The sequence below is a fragment of the Paenibacillus sp. BJ-4 genome, from assembly GCF_020404765.1.
GTDB lineage: Bacteria > Bacillota > Bacilli > Paenibacillales > Paenibacillaceae > Paenibacillus.
On sequence record NZ_JAIVEM010000091.1, the window covers coordinates 1 to 19,570 of the forward strand.

General features: G+C 44.4%; 20 protein-coding genes and 1 pseudogene. 5 read left to right on the forward strand and 16 right to left on the reverse strand.

The genetic code is table 11. The annotated features are described in order from the left end of the window. A pseudogene (locus LCF57_RS16030) lies at positions 1 to 747 on the forward strand (IS110 family transposase); the annotation flags it as partial. 173 nt (positions 748 to 920) lie between these two features. Here LCF57_RS16030 and LCF57_RS16035 read toward each other — a convergent pair. From LCF57_RS16035 to LCF57_RS16045, 3 genes are all read right to left on the reverse strand, one after another. Then, positions 921 to 2,225 (reverse strand): site-specific DNA-methyltransferase, encoded by a 1,305-nt coding sequence (locus LCF57_RS16035; RefSeq protein ID WP_226001598.1) that lies wholly within the window; start codon positions 2,223 to 2,225, stop codon positions 921 to 923. Positions 2,226 to 2,255: 30 nt separating this feature from the next. Further along, the gene (locus LCF57_RS16040; protein ID WP_226001599.1) at positions 2,256 to 2,900 is read right to left on the reverse strand and encodes a putative phage abortive infection protein; all 645 of its coding nucleotides are present in this window, start codon (positions 2,898 to 2,900) and stop codon (positions 2,256 to 2,258) included. A 382-nt stretch (positions 2,901 to 3,282) separates the two neighbouring features. Beyond that, positions 3,283 to 3,795, reverse strand: coding sequence for a hypothetical protein (locus LCF57_RS16045; RefSeq protein WP_226001600.1), 513 nt, complete (start codon positions 3,793 to 3,795; stop codon positions 3,283 to 3,285). A gap of 707 nt (positions 3,796 to 4,502) precedes the next feature. On the opposite strand from LCF57_RS16045, the gene LCF57_RS16050 reads away from it, so the two are divergent. Then, positions 4,503 to 5,006 (forward strand): hypothetical protein, encoded by a 504-nt coding sequence (locus LCF57_RS16050; protein WP_226001601.1) that lies wholly within the window; start codon positions 4,503 to 4,505, stop codon positions 5,004 to 5,006. A gap of 58 nt (positions 5,007 to 5,064) precedes the next feature. On the opposite strand, the gene LCF57_RS16055 is transcribed toward LCF57_RS16050, so the two are convergent. From LCF57_RS16055 to LCF57_RS16065, 3 genes are all read right to left on the reverse strand, one after another. Next, the gene (locus LCF57_RS16055) at positions 5,065 to 5,517 is read right to left on the reverse strand and encodes an HTH domain-containing protein (RefSeq protein WP_226001602.1); all 453 of its coding nucleotides are present in this window, start codon (positions 5,515 to 5,517) and stop codon (positions 5,065 to 5,067) included. Positions 5,518 to 5,880: 363 nt separating this feature from the next. Then, on the reverse strand, positions 5,881 to 6,360 hold the full coding sequence (locus LCF57_RS16060; protein WP_226001603.1) for a hypothetical protein: 480 nt from the start codon (positions 6,358 to 6,360) through the stop codon (positions 5,881 to 5,883). Positions 6,361 to 6,429: 69 nt separating this feature from the next. Beyond that, positions 6,430 to 6,918, reverse strand: a complete 489-nt coding sequence (locus LCF57_RS16065; protein ID WP_226001604.1) for an ArpU family phage packaging/lysis transcriptional regulator — start codon at positions 6,916 to 6,918, stop codon at positions 6,430 to 6,432. 111 nt (positions 6,919 to 7,029) lie between these two features. Between LCF57_RS16065 and LCF57_RS16070 the strand changes: the two genes are divergently transcribed. After that, entirely contained in the window at positions 7,030 to 7,743 is a 714-nt protein-coding gene (locus tag LCF57_RS16070) for a hypothetical protein (protein ID WP_226001605.1), read from the forward strand. 132 nt (positions 7,744 to 7,875) lie between these two features. Beyond that, entirely contained in the window at positions 7,876 to 9,114 is a 1,239-nt protein-coding gene (locus tag LCF57_RS16075) for a tyrosine-type recombinase/integrase (protein WP_226001606.1), read from the forward strand. Between the two features lie 80 nt (positions 9,115 to 9,194). Here LCF57_RS16075 and groL read toward each other — a convergent pair whose 3' ends face one another. The 7 genes from groL to LCF57_RS16110 all read right to left on the reverse strand — a co-directional run bounded on the left by groL (position 9,195) and on the right by LCF57_RS16110 (position 14,352). Further along, positions 9,195 to 10,823, reverse strand: coding sequence for a chaperonin GroEL (gene groL / locus LCF57_RS16080; RefSeq protein ID WP_226001607.1), 1,629 nt, complete (start codon positions 10,821 to 10,823; stop codon positions 9,195 to 9,197). A 72-nt stretch (positions 10,824 to 10,895) separates the two neighbouring features. Continuing rightward, a complete protein-coding gene (gene groES, locus LCF57_RS16085; RefSeq protein WP_025685233.1) occupies positions 10,896 to 11,177 on the reverse strand; it encodes a co-chaperone GroES in 282 nt (93 codons plus the stop codon). 220 nt (positions 11,178 to 11,397) lie between these two features. Then, the gene (gene tatC / locus LCF57_RS16090) at positions 11,398 to 12,162 is read right to left on the reverse strand and encodes a twin-arginine translocase subunit TatC (RefSeq protein WP_226001608.1); all 765 of its coding nucleotides are present in this window, start codon (positions 12,160 to 12,162) and stop codon (positions 11,398 to 11,400) included. 100 nt (positions 12,163 to 12,262) lie between these two features. Next, positions 12,263 to 12,514: a twin-arginine translocase TatA/TatE family subunit gene (locus LCF57_RS16095; RefSeq protein ID WP_226001609.1), complete on the reverse strand. Its 252-nt coding sequence runs from the start codon at positions 12,512 to 12,514 to the stop codon at positions 12,263 to 12,265. A gap of 60 nt (positions 12,515 to 12,574) precedes the next feature. Further along, positions 12,575 to 13,057, reverse strand: a complete 483-nt coding sequence (locus tag LCF57_RS16100) for a molybdenum cofactor biosynthesis protein B (protein ID WP_013369877.1) — start codon at positions 13,055 to 13,057, stop codon at positions 12,575 to 12,577. A 113-nt stretch (positions 13,058 to 13,170) separates the two neighbouring features. Further along, positions 13,171 to 13,659 carry a cyclic pyranopterin monophosphate synthase MoaC gene (gene moaC, locus LCF57_RS16105; protein ID WP_226001610.1) on the reverse strand — a complete coding sequence of 163 codons (489 nt, stop codon included), beginning with the start codon at positions 13,657 to 13,659 and terminating at the stop codon, positions 13,171 to 13,173. Positions 13,660 to 13,716: 57 nt separating this feature from the next. Next, positions 13,717 to 14,352, reverse strand: a complete 636-nt coding sequence (locus tag LCF57_RS16110) for a 5-formyltetrahydrofolate cyclo-ligase (protein WP_226001611.1) — start codon at positions 14,350 to 14,352, stop codon at positions 13,717 to 13,719. A 269-nt stretch (positions 14,353 to 14,621) separates the two neighbouring features. Between LCF57_RS16110 and LCF57_RS16115 the strand changes: the two genes are divergently transcribed. Continuing rightward, positions 14,622 to 16,586: an ABC-F family ATP-binding cassette domain-containing protein gene (locus LCF57_RS16115; RefSeq protein ID WP_226001676.1), complete on the forward strand. Its 1,965-nt coding sequence runs from the start codon at positions 14,622 to 14,624 to the stop codon at positions 16,584 to 16,586. Between the two features lie 550 nt (positions 16,587 to 17,136). Here LCF57_RS16115 and tsaD read toward each other — a convergent pair. Genes tsaD through tsaB form a run of 3 tightly spaced genes read right to left on the reverse strand, consistent with a single transcriptional unit; the run spans position 17,137 to position 19,567 of the window. Next, positions 17,137 to 18,201, reverse strand: a complete 1,065-nt coding sequence (gene tsaD / locus LCF57_RS16120; protein ID WP_226001612.1) for a tRNA (adenosine(37)-N6)-threonylcarbamoyltransferase complex transferase subunit TsaD — start codon at positions 18,199 to 18,201, stop codon at positions 17,137 to 17,139. After that, the gene (gene rimI, locus LCF57_RS16125; RefSeq protein WP_007429263.1) at positions 18,198 to 18,713 is read right to left on the reverse strand and encodes a ribosomal protein S18-alanine N-acetyltransferase; all 516 of its coding nucleotides are present in this window, start codon (positions 18,711 to 18,713) and stop codon (positions 18,198 to 18,200) included. The genes tsaD and rimI overlap by 4 nt, the downstream gene beginning before the upstream one ends. A gap of 17 nt (positions 18,714 to 18,730) precedes the next feature. Continuing rightward, a complete protein-coding gene (gene tsaB, locus LCF57_RS16130; protein ID WP_226001613.1) occupies positions 18,731 to 19,567 on the reverse strand; it encodes a tRNA (adenosine(37)-N6)-threonylcarbamoyltransferase complex dimerization subunit type 1 TsaB in 837 nt (278 codons plus the stop codon). Positions 19,568 to 19,570: the final 3 nt, after the last annotated feature.

The window sequence follows — 19,570 nt, forward strand, 5'->3', positions numbered from 1 at the left end:
ACTATAGGGAAGAATTCGAACCTTACAAAAAAAGGGGTGTGCAGCTGCTTAATCTGCGCTATCTGACTCGGTAATATGAGGCATTTTCAAAGATGTGTGTGCAAACAAAGCTGCAGTTCCAAGCTGTCTTGGATCAGGTTTTCCCTGCATATAAAGGTGTCCAAGATCAGCCTTCTACTTTCTTCAAAACGAGGTCGTTCAGAAAATTGGATTAACAAAGAGTCCAACGATTGCTCGATGCAGCAAAACAAAATCCCTTTCAGCAAACGATGTACTCAAGCCACTTGATTAATCTAAAGATCCTGATCGCCCGTATTCTTCAGTACCAGGAGCATCTTGCTGAGTTAGAACAGAACATAGATGCCCTGGCTAAAGAGATTGAAGAGTATGATTTAATCCAGACTATTCCCGGTATTGGCCATAAAATTGCTGCAACAATTTTATCGAAAATTGGAGAAGTCGACCGATTTGATCATCCAAAGAAACTGGTCGCGTTTGCTGGCATTGACCCCAGTGTTTTTGCTTCAGGTAAGTTCACAGCAACTCGAAATCGAATCACCAAACGCGGTTCCCGGCAGCTTCGATATGTCCTAGTTATGGCCGTGCAGTGTGGGTTGATCCGTTCTCGCAACACNCAAAAGAGCCGAAGGAAAGCCTCACAAAGTTGCTCTAGTGGCATGTGCAAATAAGCTGGTTCATTGGCTGTATGCCATTTTAAAAAGTAAGAAATCATTCCGTCCGACATAAAAAAAAGTTAATGGTATAACCTTCCAATACAACTCGAATTGGAAGGGTGTTTGGCATGCTTATTTTTCACTATACCATAAGGTTTCTAAATTGTTTTGCTGGAAATGTTAACAAGCTATTAGCTGGTATAGCTTAAGAAGTTTACTTTTAGCAAAGTTAAATACGGCGTTTTATTATACCGTGGCATCGGTTCGTTTTAACAGAACGGGCTCAATACCAGTGCTCTCTAGGAATCGTTTTTTGATCACATCGCAAAACACAGGGTCCAATTCCAAAGTCCGGCATGTCCGGTCCATCTGTTCACATGTCATAAGCGTGGAGCCGCTGCCGCCAAAGAAATCGACAACCTCGTCACCACGCTGGCTGCTATTCTTAATTGGAATAGCCAGCAAGTCAAGGGGCTTCTGAGTGGGGTGAACATACTTGTTCACATCGCCCCGTGAAACTTCCCATACCGTCTCTGGCAATGGCTCCTCCACAGGCAGACCAGCCTTCCATACCGTTGTCTGTGTCCGATCACCGTACCAGGCAGGAGCTTTGCCCTTCATGTGAGCATAAAAGACAGGTTCATGTTTGAAGCGATACTGCGCCCAGCCGAAGGTAGCCGCATTCTTCACCCAGACGCATTGTGTCCGGACGACGATGCCGGCTGCGTTCATCGCATCCTCGAACTCCCGCTGATAGGACGAAGGATGGAATACATATATAGCTGCAGTTGGCTGCATCACCACTGCATAGTTGGAAAAAACGGCATACAAAAAGCCCGCGAAGTCCTCAGCGGGCATGTTGTCGTTCATTATGGAGCCGCGACCATCAGCAGCCAAACGGGCAGAAGTGCTCTCTACCGCTACATTATAAGGCGGGTCAGTAACCACCAGCGCCGCCTTCGCTCCGTCCATCAGAAGTGCAACATCATCAGGATTCGTTGCATCTCCACACACCAAGCGGTGCCGACCAAGCTGCCATACATCCCCGCGCCTGGTCTCTGGTTCCTTGATTTCATCAAGAGCACGCTGGACATCAAAATCATCGTCGGTAACGGGAAGGTCCAAAGCTTCATCCTGTGGAACAGCAAACTCTCCCGCCAGGTCCTCGAACTCTTCCAAATCGAAACCGGACAGGGCCAGATCCGCTCCACTTTCCTGAAGCTCACCGAGCAGACGGTATAGTGCTTCATCATCCCAGCTTCCACTGACCTTATTAAGCGCTAGGTTGAGAAGCTTTTCCTGCTGATCGTCCAGGTCAACAACACTTACAGTCAGCTCCGTATGACCCAGCTCGTTGACCATGATCTTATAGCGTTGATGGCCACCAACCATGTTCCCGGTGCGCTCATTCCAGACGATGGGCTCGACATAACCAAAGGATTCAATGCTGGCCTTCAGTTTCTCGTATTCTGGATCACCAGGCTGAAGGTCATCCCGTGGGTTATATGCTGCTGCGTTGATTTGTTCTATCGGCAGGACTCTAATTTCCATTTCAACACCTCTTAAAAATGCCACCCTTCATTAGGATGGCATTGTCTCTGATTCAGTTATTTTTTTATACCTTGGGTAAAAACCATGGACTTTGAGCATCATCAACCGATGTTGATTTTTCGCTACTGCAACGTATATAAGTTTCACTTCATCATCTGTAGAGTTCATGATTACCAAATTACTTAACATATCTTTCTGATCATTTTGTAAATCATAACTCTGTATGAATTTCAGAATGAAAAATATAGTATTGAGATAACCTTGTAAGTAATTTTCGTCTTCTGTAATTTTATAAGAACCATCGTGACCATTAGTTTTTATTAAGTCAGAAATTGCATTATACCCTCTAAGCCTCTCTCTAGGCAAAAAATTAATGATTTCTTCAAGTCTCTTATTTTTTGTTTGGATCAAATCATTTACCACACTCATCGCCATCTGAAGATTTAATAAGTTCTTCTGGCCCTCCAATTGATCTGCAGACCGAGCTGTTTCCTCTCTCTGCATCTTTAATTCTTCAGTCTGCATCTCAATGGCTTGCCTTTGGAGCGCTAATTCTTCTGTCTGCATTTCTATGGCTTTCTTTTGCTCCTGCAGTTCATCTCTCTGGACTGAAATAGTGTAAATGAGTCCGGCAAAAGCAAGGCCTGAGAACAGTGCATTCACTGCTCCGAACATATCTCCAAACGTTCCACGGTAACTAGCGTTTATCCATGTATTAATAGCCTATCCTGAACCTGCCCACACTCCAAAAATCCCTAAAGCAATCAATACAATATAAATCTTTCTCATCTGACCACTCCTCATCTATATCTGACACAACATCTTCCAGTATCAGACAATAAATGATGGTGGTCAAGAATGAAATTAGCGCTCTTTTGTGTTGAGTTGGTTTTGGATATTCGGGTAACAAGCTGATAGGCTGTCAGAGCGTGTGTATGCCCTCTATCTGCTCTTTGCTTCACTCCTTCCGGCATTCGTTCATGTAACAGAAAGAACGCTCAAAATAGCTCACATTCTGTCATATGAGGGCAAAAGAAAAAGCACTCGAAAGTGCCTACTAATCAGAATTTTGAATTAGATATTTTCCTAAAAAGGCTAAAAACAAGAGAAATGAAAAGGATATCGAAATTATCATAGGGATAAAATAGTCAATCGTTTTAATTTCTAAAACAAAATAATATCCGATTAAATTTAAGTAACTCACACTTGATAAAACTAAATAAGCAGGAAGTTTATTTAACATCCAATCTTCTCTTAAAGCATTCAGAAAAGGAGCATTTCTTTGTCGCTTCCAGTAAACTGAATAAACTATCAAACAAAACAGGTATAAGAAAAACAACACCACCACGATAGCTGCTAAAACTATCTGAAAAATTAGAAGAATTGAACTCCAATTTTCATATCCAAATTTCTTAGAAAAAAAAGATAACGTTTTTAAAAAGTCACCATTTACATCAGGTATGTTTTTCCTAATAAATGACAAAACGATTAAAATAAATGAACTGAAGACTAAGACCTTTGAAATACTAAGTCCCTTTAGCTCTTTTATATTCGCTATTATATCAAACATATGCTCCCCCTCCTGAAACCACAATTCGACATTCAAGAAGATTTCCCCTCTCTAACACATGGACGTAAACAAAACTGTTTTACGCCATCCCATTTTCCCCAAACACAACCTTTGCATTTTTTCGGCTGTTTTGGTGGGCCTTTCATGTATAGCAAAATTCCTTTCTTCTGCTTCTTCTTCAAACCAAAAATCCTTTCAAGGCAATAAAAAAAGCCACCCAAATGAGTGACTTGTATCTGCCTATGTATTTACAGCACCAAATGAACTGAGGCGCTTATTTAGAACCCGAAAAAAGAAACAGCGATTGGGTCTATTCCCGTAAGCGGGATGCAAAACGCTACGCTGTTGCATAAAAGCATTTGTACTTAGTAACTAGAGAGGAGTGATAAGACCATTTTACAAATTGCTAAAAATGGCCGTCAAAGAACAAAAACCGGACAATACTGGAAAATGGGCAATTAAACCATAATAAGCTGGCTATTGCTCACTTTCTGGATATTACTCGTCCCAGACAATTCTCTCACCCAGTTTATCCTCGTCACCGGATTTCTTTACATCCCAACATGTAATCACGTAAAATAAATTTTTATATATCGACATTTATTTACATATTTCCCGAGTTTTTTAATTTTGATAGTTGTATAATCCTCTTAATGGTAGCTGGAAACTATCCGGCTATCAAAAAAAGTGAGAGGAGATTTTTAAGAATGAAAAAGTTGGTTTCTATTTTGCTCACATTTGCCCTTTTGTTATCCGTGTCCGTAACAGCATTTGCAGAAGAAGCGACACCTACTAACCAGAAAGATGCAAAATACTCCATCAGTGTTGGTGATTCCGACATCGAATTGGCTAAAGGAGAAACTGTTGAAATACCTCTTACATTAATCCCAAAAGAAGGAACGGTTCATCCCAATGTTGATTTCCCTGGCACTGGGGGAATCCTTTCCTTAACTGCTGGGGCCAATTATGTCTTTTACAGAATAACTCCGTCGGTTCCAATAGATAATTTCACTGGAATAATGAGTATCACAGATTTGACTTCTGGATTGAGTAATGGGAATGCAGTTGTATCTGGATTAGCAGGTCAAGTTGCTTATTCTGGTTATAAGAATCATATGTACCGCGCTTCTTTGGACGGTACAGGCACTTTACTTGGAATTCCTTATATTCGCACTAACCCAAACGGGATTACTTGGACACATAATTGGTAATATTAGAGTTGAATTATATAAAGAAGCTTATAGTCAATGACTATAAGCTTCTTTTCTATTATAGAGTTGGTTTAAACAAGTAGTGTAAGAAAAGACTTGTAACAGATAAACTATATTTTTTATCTATTGAGATTGACTTTGGGTCTTTCATAAATTGCTGTACATCATTCGTATCCAACTTGGCATACAGCGCTATGGTTTCATATGAAATACCCCAATGCTGATTCAAAATATCAATAACGCCCTTTACTCGCTCAGTTTCGTCTATCATTTGGATTCCATTGGCGAGCATAAAAATCAAACTATCGAAATTCAGTTTAGAATGCGAACTACCTAATTCAGAAAAATCATTCCTACCATTTAAATATCCCAAAATTACGTCTTCTTCAATTCCAGAAATTTTACTTAGGGTGTCTGGAGTTACCTTGTAGACTTCCAAAACTCGTTTTAACAGCGCTCTAAGCCCATCTTCACCTTCGTACCCGTTGGTTATATCCCCATATAATTTCATTAAAGAAAACCCCTTTCATATAAATTCTTCTCCGACATGATATACGCTAACTGATATATCATTCTTTTATTCCAGTTCCATACCTCCACTTCCAAATGAATAATTATATATATCATTATAACCAAAAGATGGGGATTTCTGTTACAGTGATTTATTTTATCTAATCGTACAAATTTAGAATAGCTTCTTGTTATGGCATAACAAAAAGGAGGACGAATTTTCGTCCCCCCTTATGCTTGCTTATGGATTGGTGAAGCTAAGGAAAAGTTTCCTGATCACCAATTCTTCTATGATACAAATTTACCACATGAAAAATCCAGTAGCGGTTCATAAAACGGTTAAATTCAGATCAAAAAACGGTCACTATTCTTTCATAACTATCAGGCAGGTAGAGGGTTTTTCTATTATATTTGTAGGTTCTTTTTCTTTCGAGCTTTCCAGTTCTTCCGCTTTTCGTTGCTCATAGCTTTGGATAACTATCTCATTGAGTAAAGACAATCTTCCTATCTCCTTTATAAAAATGGCTGCTGAAATGATGAGAAGTAAAGCGAATAGTATAATAATAAAAATAAATACATTCTTTTCTAGGCTATTATTAATTATAACCCCTATTATTGTTGCTACAGCCCCAAATGCAGTAATCGTAGAACTAAAAACCATTGTTTCATCTAACTCGCTTTTAGACGCAACCTTGAGGACCTTCAAATCCTCTAAAGTACACTCATTCATTAATATATCTCTAATTTCATCTATTTTCTTAAGATTAGGTTTACGAAATTTTACATCAAATCTCCTTTTAAAGTAATCTTTTGCATCAGAATACCCTTTGAGCGCCTCTAACATGATACCCCTCCTTTTTTTGTTATATATCGGATTTTTCCACAAAAAAAAGTAGACCGACATTACGTCGATCTATGATGCTGCTATTCCCTCACTATTTTCTTTTATCACAATCAGCCTTAGCGAAGCAGCCAAAATGCCGATTGCGTCGGTCTTGATTCGTCTAAAGGAGCTCTCGCTGATTCCCATCTCTCCACAACTGATATAATCAAACTCACCCTCATCGTCCAAATAGCTCCGTTGAATAACCTCCCGTTGCATACTGGACAGCTTACTCATTGCCAGTTCTAGCAGCTTATCCTTCGCTTGAAGCTCAGCCTCTTTATCTACGTTATAAGTGGCAATGTCCTCCGTCTGCTTGCTGATCACGTTTGTTGATTGATGCTCTCTATAGGTATACGCCTGCGTAATCGCCGCTTCACGCCGGACTAAACCAATCTGCCGATACTGCCGAACTGTCTCCAAATATTCCTCCACCGCAAGGCGGGTGGCTTTCTCATCGACTGGCAGAATATTAAACGTTAATTGTAAGTTGTTTTTTACTTTATGATAGAACAGCATGTAACAACCTACAAAGTATTACATATTCATTGTCAGTTTTCGATAATAAAATTAACAAGATAAAATGAGCAAATTCCCAGCCGATGGGGTCATAGAAGGATGTAAAGAAAAATGTTTTATACGCTTTTAATTGTAATCAGTTCCGCTTGCTTTGTGCTTTTTCTCCTTTGGGGAATAATCTCTTCATTTAGGCGCACTAAAAAGGCTAGGTGGAGTTTTCTAATCTCACTTTTGAGTCTAGTAATACTTTGTATAGTTGCAACTAGCGATCAGTCCAAACCAGTATCTAAGGGAGACTCATCTCAAGAACAAGCTGATGTATCTCCTAAAGTAAGCAATGAAGGTGGTGAGAGAGTACCTTCATACAGTGACGCTGATAAGAAAAACGCTCTTCAAATTGAGAGTATCTTTAATAAATATGAAAAAGAAATGGCTCCCTATGAGCAGCAAGGCAATGGGGTTTTTGACATGTTGAAGGCTGATAAAATCGATGATTCTGCCATTTGTAAGGAAATCCAACAAGTCAATGAGAAATATAAAGAAACAATCAAAAAAATTAATTCAATAGAAATTCCTAACGGGTTACATAATGACCTAAAATACGATTTGGAAAACATGTTAAGAAGTTCAAATGGATACTATACTTCTCGCTTTATAGCATACGAACATTTATTAAAGTACATTAAGGAGTCAGATGAGACACACATAGATATATTTAATCAGAAAATGATGAATGCAAAAGATTTTTCTCAAGAATATACAATATATGTGACTATGCTATTTGAAAAAACGGGGCTGCCTGATGACATGAAAGACAAAGAATAATAAAATAAATTTTCAAACGCTAAGATCTTCAGTACAATAACATTAATTAAACAATTCATAACTTAAGCCCTTTCGGGCTTTTCTTTTCACCATTAAAGCGAACATTTGTACCTATATAAGGAGATAGAATGTATGGCATCTTTCACTAAAATTAAAGCAAACAATAAGCAGGGTTATAAGTGGATATGTACTTTGGAAGGCCCTCCTGATCCTGTGACGGGGAAGCGCAAGCAGATACCTCGTAGGGGAGACACGCAGAAGGAAGCTCTTGCTCGTGCTCAAAAAGTTCTAGATGATCTTGTTAAACATGGCGTGGATGCGAAGAAAGTAAAAAAGCTCCCTTTCGAGGAAGTTGCATGGGATTGGCTGAAAACCTACTCTAAAGGGGAGGTCAAAGAAAGCACCGTCAGAGTCAGAAGCAAAGAAATTAAAATTTTGGTGAGATACATTCCCAAAGTAAATATTGACAAGGTAACGCATAAGCAGTATCAAAACATACTCAATGATCTCGATGATAAAAAATATGCCCGAACTACAATTGAAGGGGTACATGTCACTGCGAATATGATTATGAAATATGCAATAAAAAATAAAATGCGATTGGACAATCCTTGCACCGGTGCAGTCATACCAGCCAAAATGCTGACTGTAGAAGAAATTGAAAATACGACCATTGAAGACGAATTTTTAGAAAAGCCTGAAATAACGGAATTCCTTCAGGCAGTATACCTGCATGGCCTACCAATGGATTTAGAGCGTTTTTATCTTCTCGCCTTTTCAGGCATGCGTTCAGGGGAACTATGTGCCTTAAAATGGACGGATATTAATTTTGAAACGAATGAAATTCGAGTGACCAAGACTCTCTATAATGAGCAAAACAATATGAAGCTATATAAACTCACCCCACCTAAAACTAAAGGGTCTATCCGCACTTTCGACTTGGACGAAACCATTATGGACTTGCTTGCCGATTATAGAAATACGCAGCAAAAAATAGTTCAGGAAAACAGAAAAATGTACCCTGACTATCATGACAAGGATTTCGTATTCTGTCGTGACAATGGATATCCATTCATCCAAAAAAATATCTTGATTAGAATGGATAGAATCTTAAAGAAAACATCAATCAAAAAAGAAGCCACTCCCCATATCTTCAGACACACCCACATAAGCATGCTCTCAGAGGCTGGAGTAGACCTAAAAACGATTATGAAGCGCGTTGGACATGATGACCCAGAAACAACTCTAAAGATCTACACACACGTCACAGAAAAGATGAAAAAGGATGCTAATGAGAAAATAAGAATTCACTTTGCAGATATATTGAACTTCAATTTCACGAAAGATCATCTCCCTTTGCAAGAAATGTGATTTTTTCGTGATTTAATGAAGAAAGGCTCCCTCTCGGGAGCCTTTTAAATAGCGGTATTACAGGGTTTTGATACCCTTTGTTACATCATGCCGCCCATTCCACCCATGCCGCCCATATCAGGCATTGCAGCCTTTTCTGGTTCTGGCTTGTCAGCGATAACCGCTTCAGTAGTCAGGAACATGGCTGCTACGGATGCAGCGTTTTGCAATGCATAACGAGTTACTTTCGCAGGGTCAACGATACCAGCGTCGATCATGTTTACCCAGTCGCCAGTAGCTGCGTTGAAACCTACGCCAACTTCTTCGCGTTTCAGACGCTCAACGATTACAGAGCCTTCTTCACCTGCGTTAGCAGCGATTGTACGGATTGGAGCTTCCAGAGCGCGCAACACGATGTTCACGCCTGTTTGCTCGTCACCTTGCAGTTCAACAGCTGCAACTGCTTTGTATACGTTCAGGAGCGCTACACCACCACCGGATACGATACCTTCTTCAACCGCAGCACGGGTTGCGTTCAGGGCATCTTCGATGCGCAGTTTGCGTTCTTTCAATTCTGTTTCAGTAGCCGCACCGACTTTGATTACTGCTACGCCGCCGGACAATTTAGCCAGACGCTCTTGCAGCTTCTCTTTGTCGAACTCGGAAGTGGTTTCTTCCAATTGTGTACGGATTTGGCTAACACGAGCGTCAATGTCGGCTTTGTTTCCAGCACCGTCAACCACAATCGTATTTTCTTTCGTGATACGCACTTGACGTGCTGTACCCAGTTGGTCTACGGAAGCAGATTTCAGGTCCAGACCCAGCTCTTCCGTGATCACTTGACCGCCTGTCAGGGCAGCGATATCTTGCAGCATTGCTTTGCGACGGTCACCAAAGCCTGGAGCTTTAACAGCTACAGCATTGAATGTACCACGCAGTTTGTTGACAACCAGCATCGCCAGCGCTTCGCCTTCGATATCTTCAGCGATCAGAACGAGTGGCTTGCCTTGTTGTACGATTTTTTCAAGCAATGGCAGGATTTCTTGTGTGTTCGTGATTTTTTTGTCTGTGATCAAGATATATGGATTGTCCAGTACAGCTTCCATTTTGTCCGTATCTGTAATCATGTACGGGGAAATGTAGCCACGGTCAAACTGCATACCTTCAACGACTTCCAGCTCTGTTGCAAAACCGCGGGATTCTTCAACAGTGATTACACCGTCTTTGCCCACTTTTTCCATAGCTTCAGCGATCAGTTCGCCTACTTCATCATCAGCAGCGGAAATTCCGGCTACTTGTGCAATGGATTGTTTGCTTTCGATAGGCTTGGAGATGGATTGCAGTTCAGCAACAGCCGCTTTAACCGCTTTGTCGATCCCTTTGCGGATACCGATTGGGCTTGCACCAGCAGTTACGTTTTTCAAACCTTCAGTGATGAGGGCTTGAGCCAATACCGTAGCGGTAGTTGTACCGTCACCAGCCACATCATTTGTTTTGGTTGCTACTTCTTTAACCAGTTGAGCACCCATGTTTTCGAATGCGTCTTCCAGCTCGATTTCTTTTGCAATCGTTACACCGTCATTTGTGATGAGCGGGCTACCGAATTTTTTCTCAAGTACAACGTTACGGCCTTTCGGTCCGAGTGTTACTTTAACAGCGTTAGCCAATGCGTCTACCCCGCGCAGCATGGAGCGGCGAGCGTCTTCACTGAATTTAATGTCTTTAGCCATTTGTGTAAAACCTCCCTATGGATTATGAATGATTTGTTCGATTCCTATATTCAGGTCCTGTCCGGATTCCGGTTAACCGATGATCGCGTGGATATCGCTTTCTTTCATAATCAAATATTCTTTACCTTCATATTTGATTTCCGTTCCAGCGTATTTAGAGAAAATGACACGGTCGCCTTCTTTTACTTCCAGAGGAATACGGGCACCGTCTTTCAATGCGCCTGCGCCAACCGCGATAATTTTGCCTTCTTGCGGCTTTTCCTTGGCAGAGTCAGGAAGTACGATCCCGAAGGAAGTCGTTTGCTCTTGCTCAATTGCTTCCACCAATACGCGTTCACCCAAAGGTTTGATCATGAAAAAATAGCCTCCTTATTAAGTGTTTTATACTGTAATTTGGTTGTTATGTTGTATGTATTAGCACTCGACAGTCGTCAGTGCTAACAACCAACTTTATGATACTCAACTTGAGATTGAATTTCAAGTCCCTAATGTATTTTTTATGGGAATTTTTATGGATAGCCCTTCTCGATTATTTCCATCTGACTTAAAAATAACCGCTGTCTTAGGCAGATGCTTATTTTTCTACATTCATTTGGGCCTCACGTTCCTCCTGTGCACGCAGCTGCCTGCGATACACGACGGATGACAAGTACACGCTCACCTCATATAGCACCAGCAACGGGATTGCCACCAAAAAATCGGATATAAAGTCCGGTGGGGTAATGACAACCGCGACGAATACAAGCAGAAAATAAGAAATTTTCCGCCATTTGCGAAGCCTCATCGGAGTTAAAACATGAATCCCTGTCAGAAACATGATTAGCAACGGGAGTTCAAATAAGAGCGCCACAGGCAGCACAATATTAAACATAAAGGTGAAATACTGTGCAATACCATATGTTTCATGCAAGCCCATGCTCTTGGTGACAGACGACGTAAACTGAATCGCCATCGGGAAAATAATGAAATAAGCAAAAGCTGTGCCCATGATGAACAACAGCAGCACATAAGGCACATAACGCAAAGTCGCACTCCGCTCCTGCGGCCGTAATCCGGGACTGACAAACTTCCATAGCTGATAACATGCAAACGGTAGCGCCACCGCAATCCCGATGATCATAGCGATCTTCATGTAGATACCGATCCCGTCCCAAAAGGAAAATGCATTCAGCTGAAAAGCTTGCGCCGAACCGGAGCGAATAAGCCAGTCATAGACAGGCCCCGCCGCGAACAAGCCGCCAACCAGCGCCAGGAAAAATACAATCAGCACATAAATAATTCTGCGACGAAGCTCGCCCAGATGCTCCACTAGCGACATTTCATGCTCTGATGAGGTCAAACCCACTCCTCCTTTCCGAACGGAATGCTGTACTGTAGAAACGCTAAAAAATAAAGCCCTTCCCTAAAGAAGAGGCTCATGCTCATACTAAAAAATAATTTTACGGCAACCGTTTATCCTCAGGCTGAGTCTGAACTTCTGAAGGCGTCGGCTGGGTTGCCTGAACCACACTATCTTTGGCGCCTTTACGCTCCGTCCGTTCGTCTTCGGATAAAATATCGCGTGCCCCGTTTTTAAACTCACGGAATGTACGGCCCACAGCTCGTCCCAACTCAGGCAGCTTGTTCGGGCCAAATAGCAGCAGGGCCAGAATAATCAACAAAATATAACCCGGTGCTCCAATATTGGGCATGTGTAGCAATCCTCCTTAATCAATCCTTAAGGGTATCATACCACACACAAATGCTGTCTTCTACCGGAACTGACCTGTCACCATAAGAAGCGCCTCCGGGAGCTGATCCATAATAGCCGCCAAATTTTCATGTACGCCTTTGGGCGTTCCCGGCAAATTTACGATCAGTGTGCGCCCACGTATTCCCACAATCCCTCGGAATAGCATAGCCGCCGGATTTTTCTGCATCACGATCATTCTCATAGCTTCCGCCATACCTGGCACTTCCCGTTCCACGACCCGCCGAGTTGCCTCGGGTGTCACATCACGGATCGCCAGTTCGGTTCCGCCTGTAGTCAGTACCAGGTCTGCATGAAAATAATCGGTCATTTCGATTAAAGCCGCAATAATTTCATCCGGTTCATCGGGAACGATCCGGTACTCTACAATCTCTCCGCCCAGTTCTTCTTCGACGAGCTCCCGGATGACCTGTGCGCTTGTATCCTCACGCTCTCCTCTTGCCCCTTTATCACTGGCTGTCAGGATCGCCGTTTTCCACACCATAAGATCACCCTTCTCCTATCATGAAAGAATACTTTCTCTTCTGAAAATCAGAAACAGCCACGCTGCATCCTCCATCACATCACAGTACCCTCTCGGCGACAATGTTATCTATGTCAAGGTTCCCGGTGGTCCTCCCTTTGAAAATCCCCATGCTTGCCGCCTGTTTTCGATTGCAGCATGGTAGGGCCGATGATCATATCTTTTTGCAGCGCCTTGCACATATCATACACGGTTAACGCTGCGGCTGAAGCCGCTGTCAAAGCTTCCATTTCTACACCTGTCTTACCCTCGGTCTTCACTTCAACTTCAATATGGAGCACATCATGCCCATTATCGGAAAAAGTAATATTCACGCCTGTCAGGGCCAGCGGATGACACATCGGAATCCAGTCCGACGTTTTTTTCGCACCTTGAATCCCTGCGACCTGCGCTACAGCGAGTACATCGCCCTTGCCGATCCTGCCTTCTTTCACAGCCGTCAATGTTGCCGGATTCATTGTAATCCGTGTCACAGCGACTGCTGTACGAACCGTCGACGTTTTGCCCGAAATATCCACCATACGAGCCCGTCCCTGTTCGTTAAAATGAGTAAAGGAATCCATGACTCCCTCACAGCTCCTTTCACATGCCAGAACTTCGTTTCATTAGTCATTTGTCAGTTATGCATAATCACAATTTAAAGACCCTTCCGGGGTAAAAAGAACATTCACTCTCAAATCCCCCGGCTCCATGGGCACCTGCTCCAGCAATTGTCCCGGAAGCAGCAGCGAAACATAAAGCGGACCTGCGCAGCCGTTGTTACGCTTCCCTGCCTCAAGCTGTACAGTAAAGCGGTCATAATAGCCCCCGCCGTAGCCGATTCTGCCCCCACGACGATCAAAGGCCAGGCCGGGCACAACAGCCCAATCGATTTGCGCCCACATTTCAGGCGTCCATTCCTTGCATGTGGGTGCAGGCTCAGGAATGTTCCAAATGCCTGACACGATATCCCCGTGCTGATCCATCTCTCTTAGCTCCATGGTCCGGGTTACCGTATCCACTCTCGGAGCCAGAACACGATCCCCCTGTGACCAGCAATGCTCAATGAGGGGAGCTGTCGAAATCTCGCTGCCAAATGAGAGATAGCTAAATAACGTTAGCTTATCTCCGTTTCTGTTTATTCTAAGCTGCTCCCATGCCTCGATTGCATGCCGACAGGCCACAGCCGATGCCTTCTGCCTTGTCAGCGGGTCCATGGAGTCCCGTGCTTCTCGTTGTTGCAAACGGAGCGCGTTCTTTACACTACAGACATCCACATATCCGCCCTCCCGCACAATCGTTGATAATGCTTCAAAACGTTACAATTAACCCATTTGTCAGTAAGTGCTGTACGTTGCAAGTTTCTTTCATTCTTTTTCAGTCCTCATTTAAGTTTATCATTGTTTATACAAATTGACTACACGTGGCTCAAGGGTTTACGAGGTAATAGCAGTGCAATAGTGGGTATTTTCATGTAAACTGGAAGGAAGGCACCTGCAGGGAAAGCAGGGAAACTGTGCAAAATGTAATGGAGGAACGATACGCGATGCTATTGCAAGTAACCGGAATTACAAAATCCTATGGAATTGAGCCCGTTCTCGACGGGATTAACCTTCAAATATTGGAACGTGAACGCATTGGACTGGTAGGTGTGAACGGTGCAGGCAAATCGACCCTACTCAAAATCATTGCTGGTGAAATATCCTATGACAGTGGACAAATTTTCAAAGCAAAGGAGACCAGCATCGGTTATCTGGCACAAAACAGCGGCTTGAATTCCGACCGATCTATCTGGGGAGAAATGATGCTGGTCTTCGCTCCGCTGATTGAGGCTGAGCAGGAGCTGCGGCAAATGGAGCAGGAAATCGCTGACCCGGCCAATGCGCAGAACGAAAAGCGCTATGCTGATCTGCTCGAACGCTATGCACGACGCTCAGACTGGTTCAAGGATCACGGCGGCTACGAAATGGAGACCCGTATTCGCAGCGTGCTGCATGGCATGGGCTTTGGTTCATTTGCACCGGAGACGCCTGTAGCTACACTGAGCGGCGGACAGAAAACACGTCTCGCACTGGCACGCATTCTGCTGCTTGCCCCGGACGTGCTTATGCTCGATGAGCCGACCAACTATCTCGATATCCAGACATTGACCTGGCTGGAAGACTATTTGCGCGGCTACTCCGGCTCCTTGCTGGTCGTATCACATGACCGATATTTTTTGGATCGACTGGTAACGACTATCATTGAAATCGAGCGCCACCGCTCCACCCGCTATACAGGCAACTACAGTTGCTATATGGAGTTGAAGGCTGCCGAGTACGAAACGAATCTCAAGCATTACGAAAAGCAACAAGGGGAAATCGCCCGTATGGAGGCCTTTATACAACGCAATATTGTGCGAGCCTCCACAACCAAACGTGCCCAGAGCCGCCGCAAGCAGCTGGATAAAATGGAGCGTATGGATCGTCCTATGGGCGATTTGAAAAAAGCACATTTTTCCTTTGAAACAGCCTTTATGTCGGGTAAGGAAGTGTTGGAGGTACGCGACCTCTCCGTAGCGTATGAAGGTAAAAAGCCTTTATTCCAGCATGCATCCTTTGACTTAAAACGTGGAGATACGGTGGCACTGATTGGTCCAAACGGGATTGGAAAATCGACGCTGCTCAAGTGCCTGACCGGATCGTTAAAGCCTGCTGCCGGCTCCATTCACTGGGGCACAAAAATTAAAATCGGCCTGTATGACCAAGAGCAAACGAATCTGAACCCGGCCAATACCGTGCTGGAGGAGCTGTGGAGCGAGTACCCTCATATGGAGGAAGCACGGATACGTACGGTACTGGGTAATTTCCTGTTCAGCGGTGACGATGTACTAAAAAAGGTATCTACACTAAGCGGTGGTGAAAAAGCCCGTGTATCTCTGGCCAAGCTGATGCTTCGCGAAGCCAATGTACTGATTCTCGATGAGCCTACCAACCATCTGGATCTGTTCAGCAAGGAAGTGCTGGAAGCTGCTTTGATGGACTATGACGGTACATTGCTATTCATTTCCCATGACCGTTATTTCCTGAATAAAATGGCGGAGCGTGTCATTGAGCTTCATCCTGAAGGGATACAACATTTCCTGGGGAATTATGATGACTATGTAGCCAAAAAACAGGAGCTGGAGGAGATAGCGCTGGAAGCTCTGGAGGCAGGTCAGGCCACCCGCAGCAAAACATCGGCTGCCTCTGCATCCGTAACAGACGAGACTACACCTAAATCACGCGCAGCTACCTATGCAGCAGACAAACAAGCCAAGAGCGAGGAACGCAGCCGTCAGCGTAAGCTGGAAGCCCTGGAAAACCAAATCAAAGTGTTGGAGGAGCAAATTTTAGGGCTAGAGGAGCAAATGACCCTACCCGAGATTTATCAGGATTACGAGGCGCTTCAGGAAATTCAGGCACAACTCGACAACCATAAACAGGAATTGGCTCAAACCTATGCGGCATGGGAAGAACTGTTAGAGGATTAAAAGCTACTGCATAAAATCTCAGCCCTAGAAATTTCACATTTGCCTCTTCCTTCTTTTTGTACACAGAGATATCCACAACTTATGTGTATGAGTGATATTGAAAAATGGCCTTTTAGGCCATTTTTTTATTGTCAAAAAGCCATCTTCAAATGAAAACCAAATTTATCCACCTTTTTATCCACATTATCCACAGTTTTCACAAAAGTCAGAGGTGCAAAATATCCCCTAGCTTGCTACCTCCAAAAAGTCTTGGCCTGCTTGCTTTGAGCATTATTATCCACATTTTCGACGGTATATGTGGATAACTTTGTTCACAACTTGACAAATCATATCATTGTTCGAGGAGTATTAAAATCTCTGAGTTTTTTGGTGAATCATGAAAAACCGTGAACGATTATGACGAACACTGCGGGAGAATAAGATGCTATCATTGATCAGCTAAAAACTCCTGTAATTAGACCACTTGAATTTATGTTGTTTTTATATTAACCAGGATGGAACAAAAAAGACACAGCCTCAACTGTGCCGTGTCTTGCTCATTCTTGTTCAATTAAGATTGGACAGACCATTCCTCCAGAGACAGCCCTGGATCTGCCTTCATGTCGAGTGATGTAAATTCCCCGCGCTTCCACTTGGCGTAGGCCGCAGCACCGATCATGGCTGCATTGTCTGTACAATATTTCATGGACGGTACAAGCAGCTCGATGCCTTCACGCTCGCAGCGCTCACGCAATGCTGAACGCAGTCCACGATTGGCAGCGACACCGCCGCAGAGCAGAAGCTGCTTCGCCCGGTATTCACGCATGGCACGAATCGCCTTTTCCACCAATACCTCTACAACCGACTCTTGAAAGCCTCTTGCGATAGCTCCGGCTTGAACGGTTTCTCCACGCATTTTCGTCTGGTTAATCACATTCAACACCGCAGATTTCAAACCGCTAAAGCTAAAATCATAAGAATCCGGCTCCAGCCAAGCACGCGGCAAAGTGACGACTTCCTTCGATTCATGGGCCACACGATCCACATGCGGACCGCCGGGATACGGAAAGCCAATGGCTCGTGCTACTTTGTCGTAGGCTTCCCCTACTGCATCATCCCTCGTGCGGCCAATGAGTTGAAACTGGCCTTCGGACTCCATCATTACCAGCTCCGTATGTCCTCCTGACACAACGAGTGCGATACACGGATATACGATCTCATGCTCCAGCTGATTGGCATAAATATGTCCCGCAATATGATGCGTCCCAATCAACGGCTTGCCGAACGCCATGGCGGCGCTCTTGGCGGCAACAATACCAACCAGCAACGCGCCGACCAGTCCCGGACCTTGTGTCACGGCAACTGCCGAAAGCTCGCGTGGAGTAATACCAGATGCTTGCATGGCTTCGTCCAGCATGTACGTAATGCTCTCCACATGCTTGCGCGATGCCACCTCTGGCACCACACCGCCAAAGGCTTTGTGTGTTTCAATCTGACTGGAAATGAGATTTGAAAGTACCTCTGTACCATTTTTCACGACGGAAACAGCCGTTTCATCACAGCTCGTTTCCACTGCCAGTATATAGCAAGGCTCACCGGACGCGGTGCCTGTACCTGCTTTTTCCTCTTGCGTCATTGCTCCTGCACGCTTCCTTCCTGTTCATCGGATGCCTTATGCGCGGGAAGATCCGCCCACATGATCACGGCATCCTCGTTATTATCCGAATAATAGCCTTTGCGGACACCTGCGGGCTTAAAACCTTTTTTCTCATACAAACCCTGAGCGATCCGATTCGTTACCCGCACCTCCAGCGTCATGCGTTCCATCCCTAAATATGAGGCGGTCTGCATCAGCTCATCCAATAGCTTGTCACCAAGCTTGCGCCCGCGAAAAGCCTCACGAACTGCAATATTCGTAATATGGGCCTCATCCATAATCGTCCACATGCCCGCGTAGCCAATGGCTTGTCCGTTCAGTTCCATAATCATATATTTGGCGAAATGATTCATTGTCAGCTCATTGCGGAATGCCTCTTCCGTCCACGGCAGCGTGAACGCTTCATGCTCAATCTCCAGCACATCGGGAATATCATCCAGTTGCATCAAGCGAAACTCAAGCTTCTCTTCCCGTTGTATGTTCTTTGCCATGTTGTTCACCGCTCTCTTTAGCGCTGACGAAGCAGATTGGCTTCCGCCTCCGCCAGCTGGGTATAATTCGGAACCAGCGTATGTAGCTCGTCATGTTCCTGACGAAGCAGCTTATCCGCCCCAAGGCGGCCAACCCATCTTCCTTCCAGTTCATAAGGTACAATATGAAGCACGCTCCATGCACGCAGGCGCTCGGCTGTTTCAGCGTGAATCGCTGTCTCACCGACTAACCAAATAGCTGCTGGCCGCTCTTCGGAAGGCAAAGCCTCCAGTCGTTGCAGCAGGTCCTCTGTCCAAGTGGACATCAGCCGAATCGCATCCGGTTCCAGCCGCTGCGGGCTGTCAGTGCCGTTAACTGTATTCACGGCGAACAGCCCCGTGTAGACCTGTCCACGGCGCGCATCCAGCACAGGCACAATCCAGTCTGCTGCCTGCACCCCGGCTGGACTTTCACTCACCGACTCACTTTTCCCTTCTTGCTCCTGTATTACGACACCACGATTCCACCCTCCCCACGCCAAGGCATGCAAAGTGGATATGGATGTCACGGGGATGCCCCAGGCCCAAGCGAGGGTTTTGGCAGCAGTCACCGCAATCCGAATACCGGTATAAGAACCCGGTCCAACACCGACTGCAATACCGTCCACATCATTGCGTGTCAGTCCTTCTTCACCCAGGAGACGTTCCAGCTCGGTAATGACATGCACCGAGTGATTTCGTTCGCCATACACATTACTTTCTCCCAGCAGCTCTCTTCCGTTCATCAGGGCAGCTGCCATTACGGTCGTCGCTGTATCTAACACCAAAAACCGCTCACGCGGCTTTACATTCACATCTGTATGCTCTCTTTGCATGGT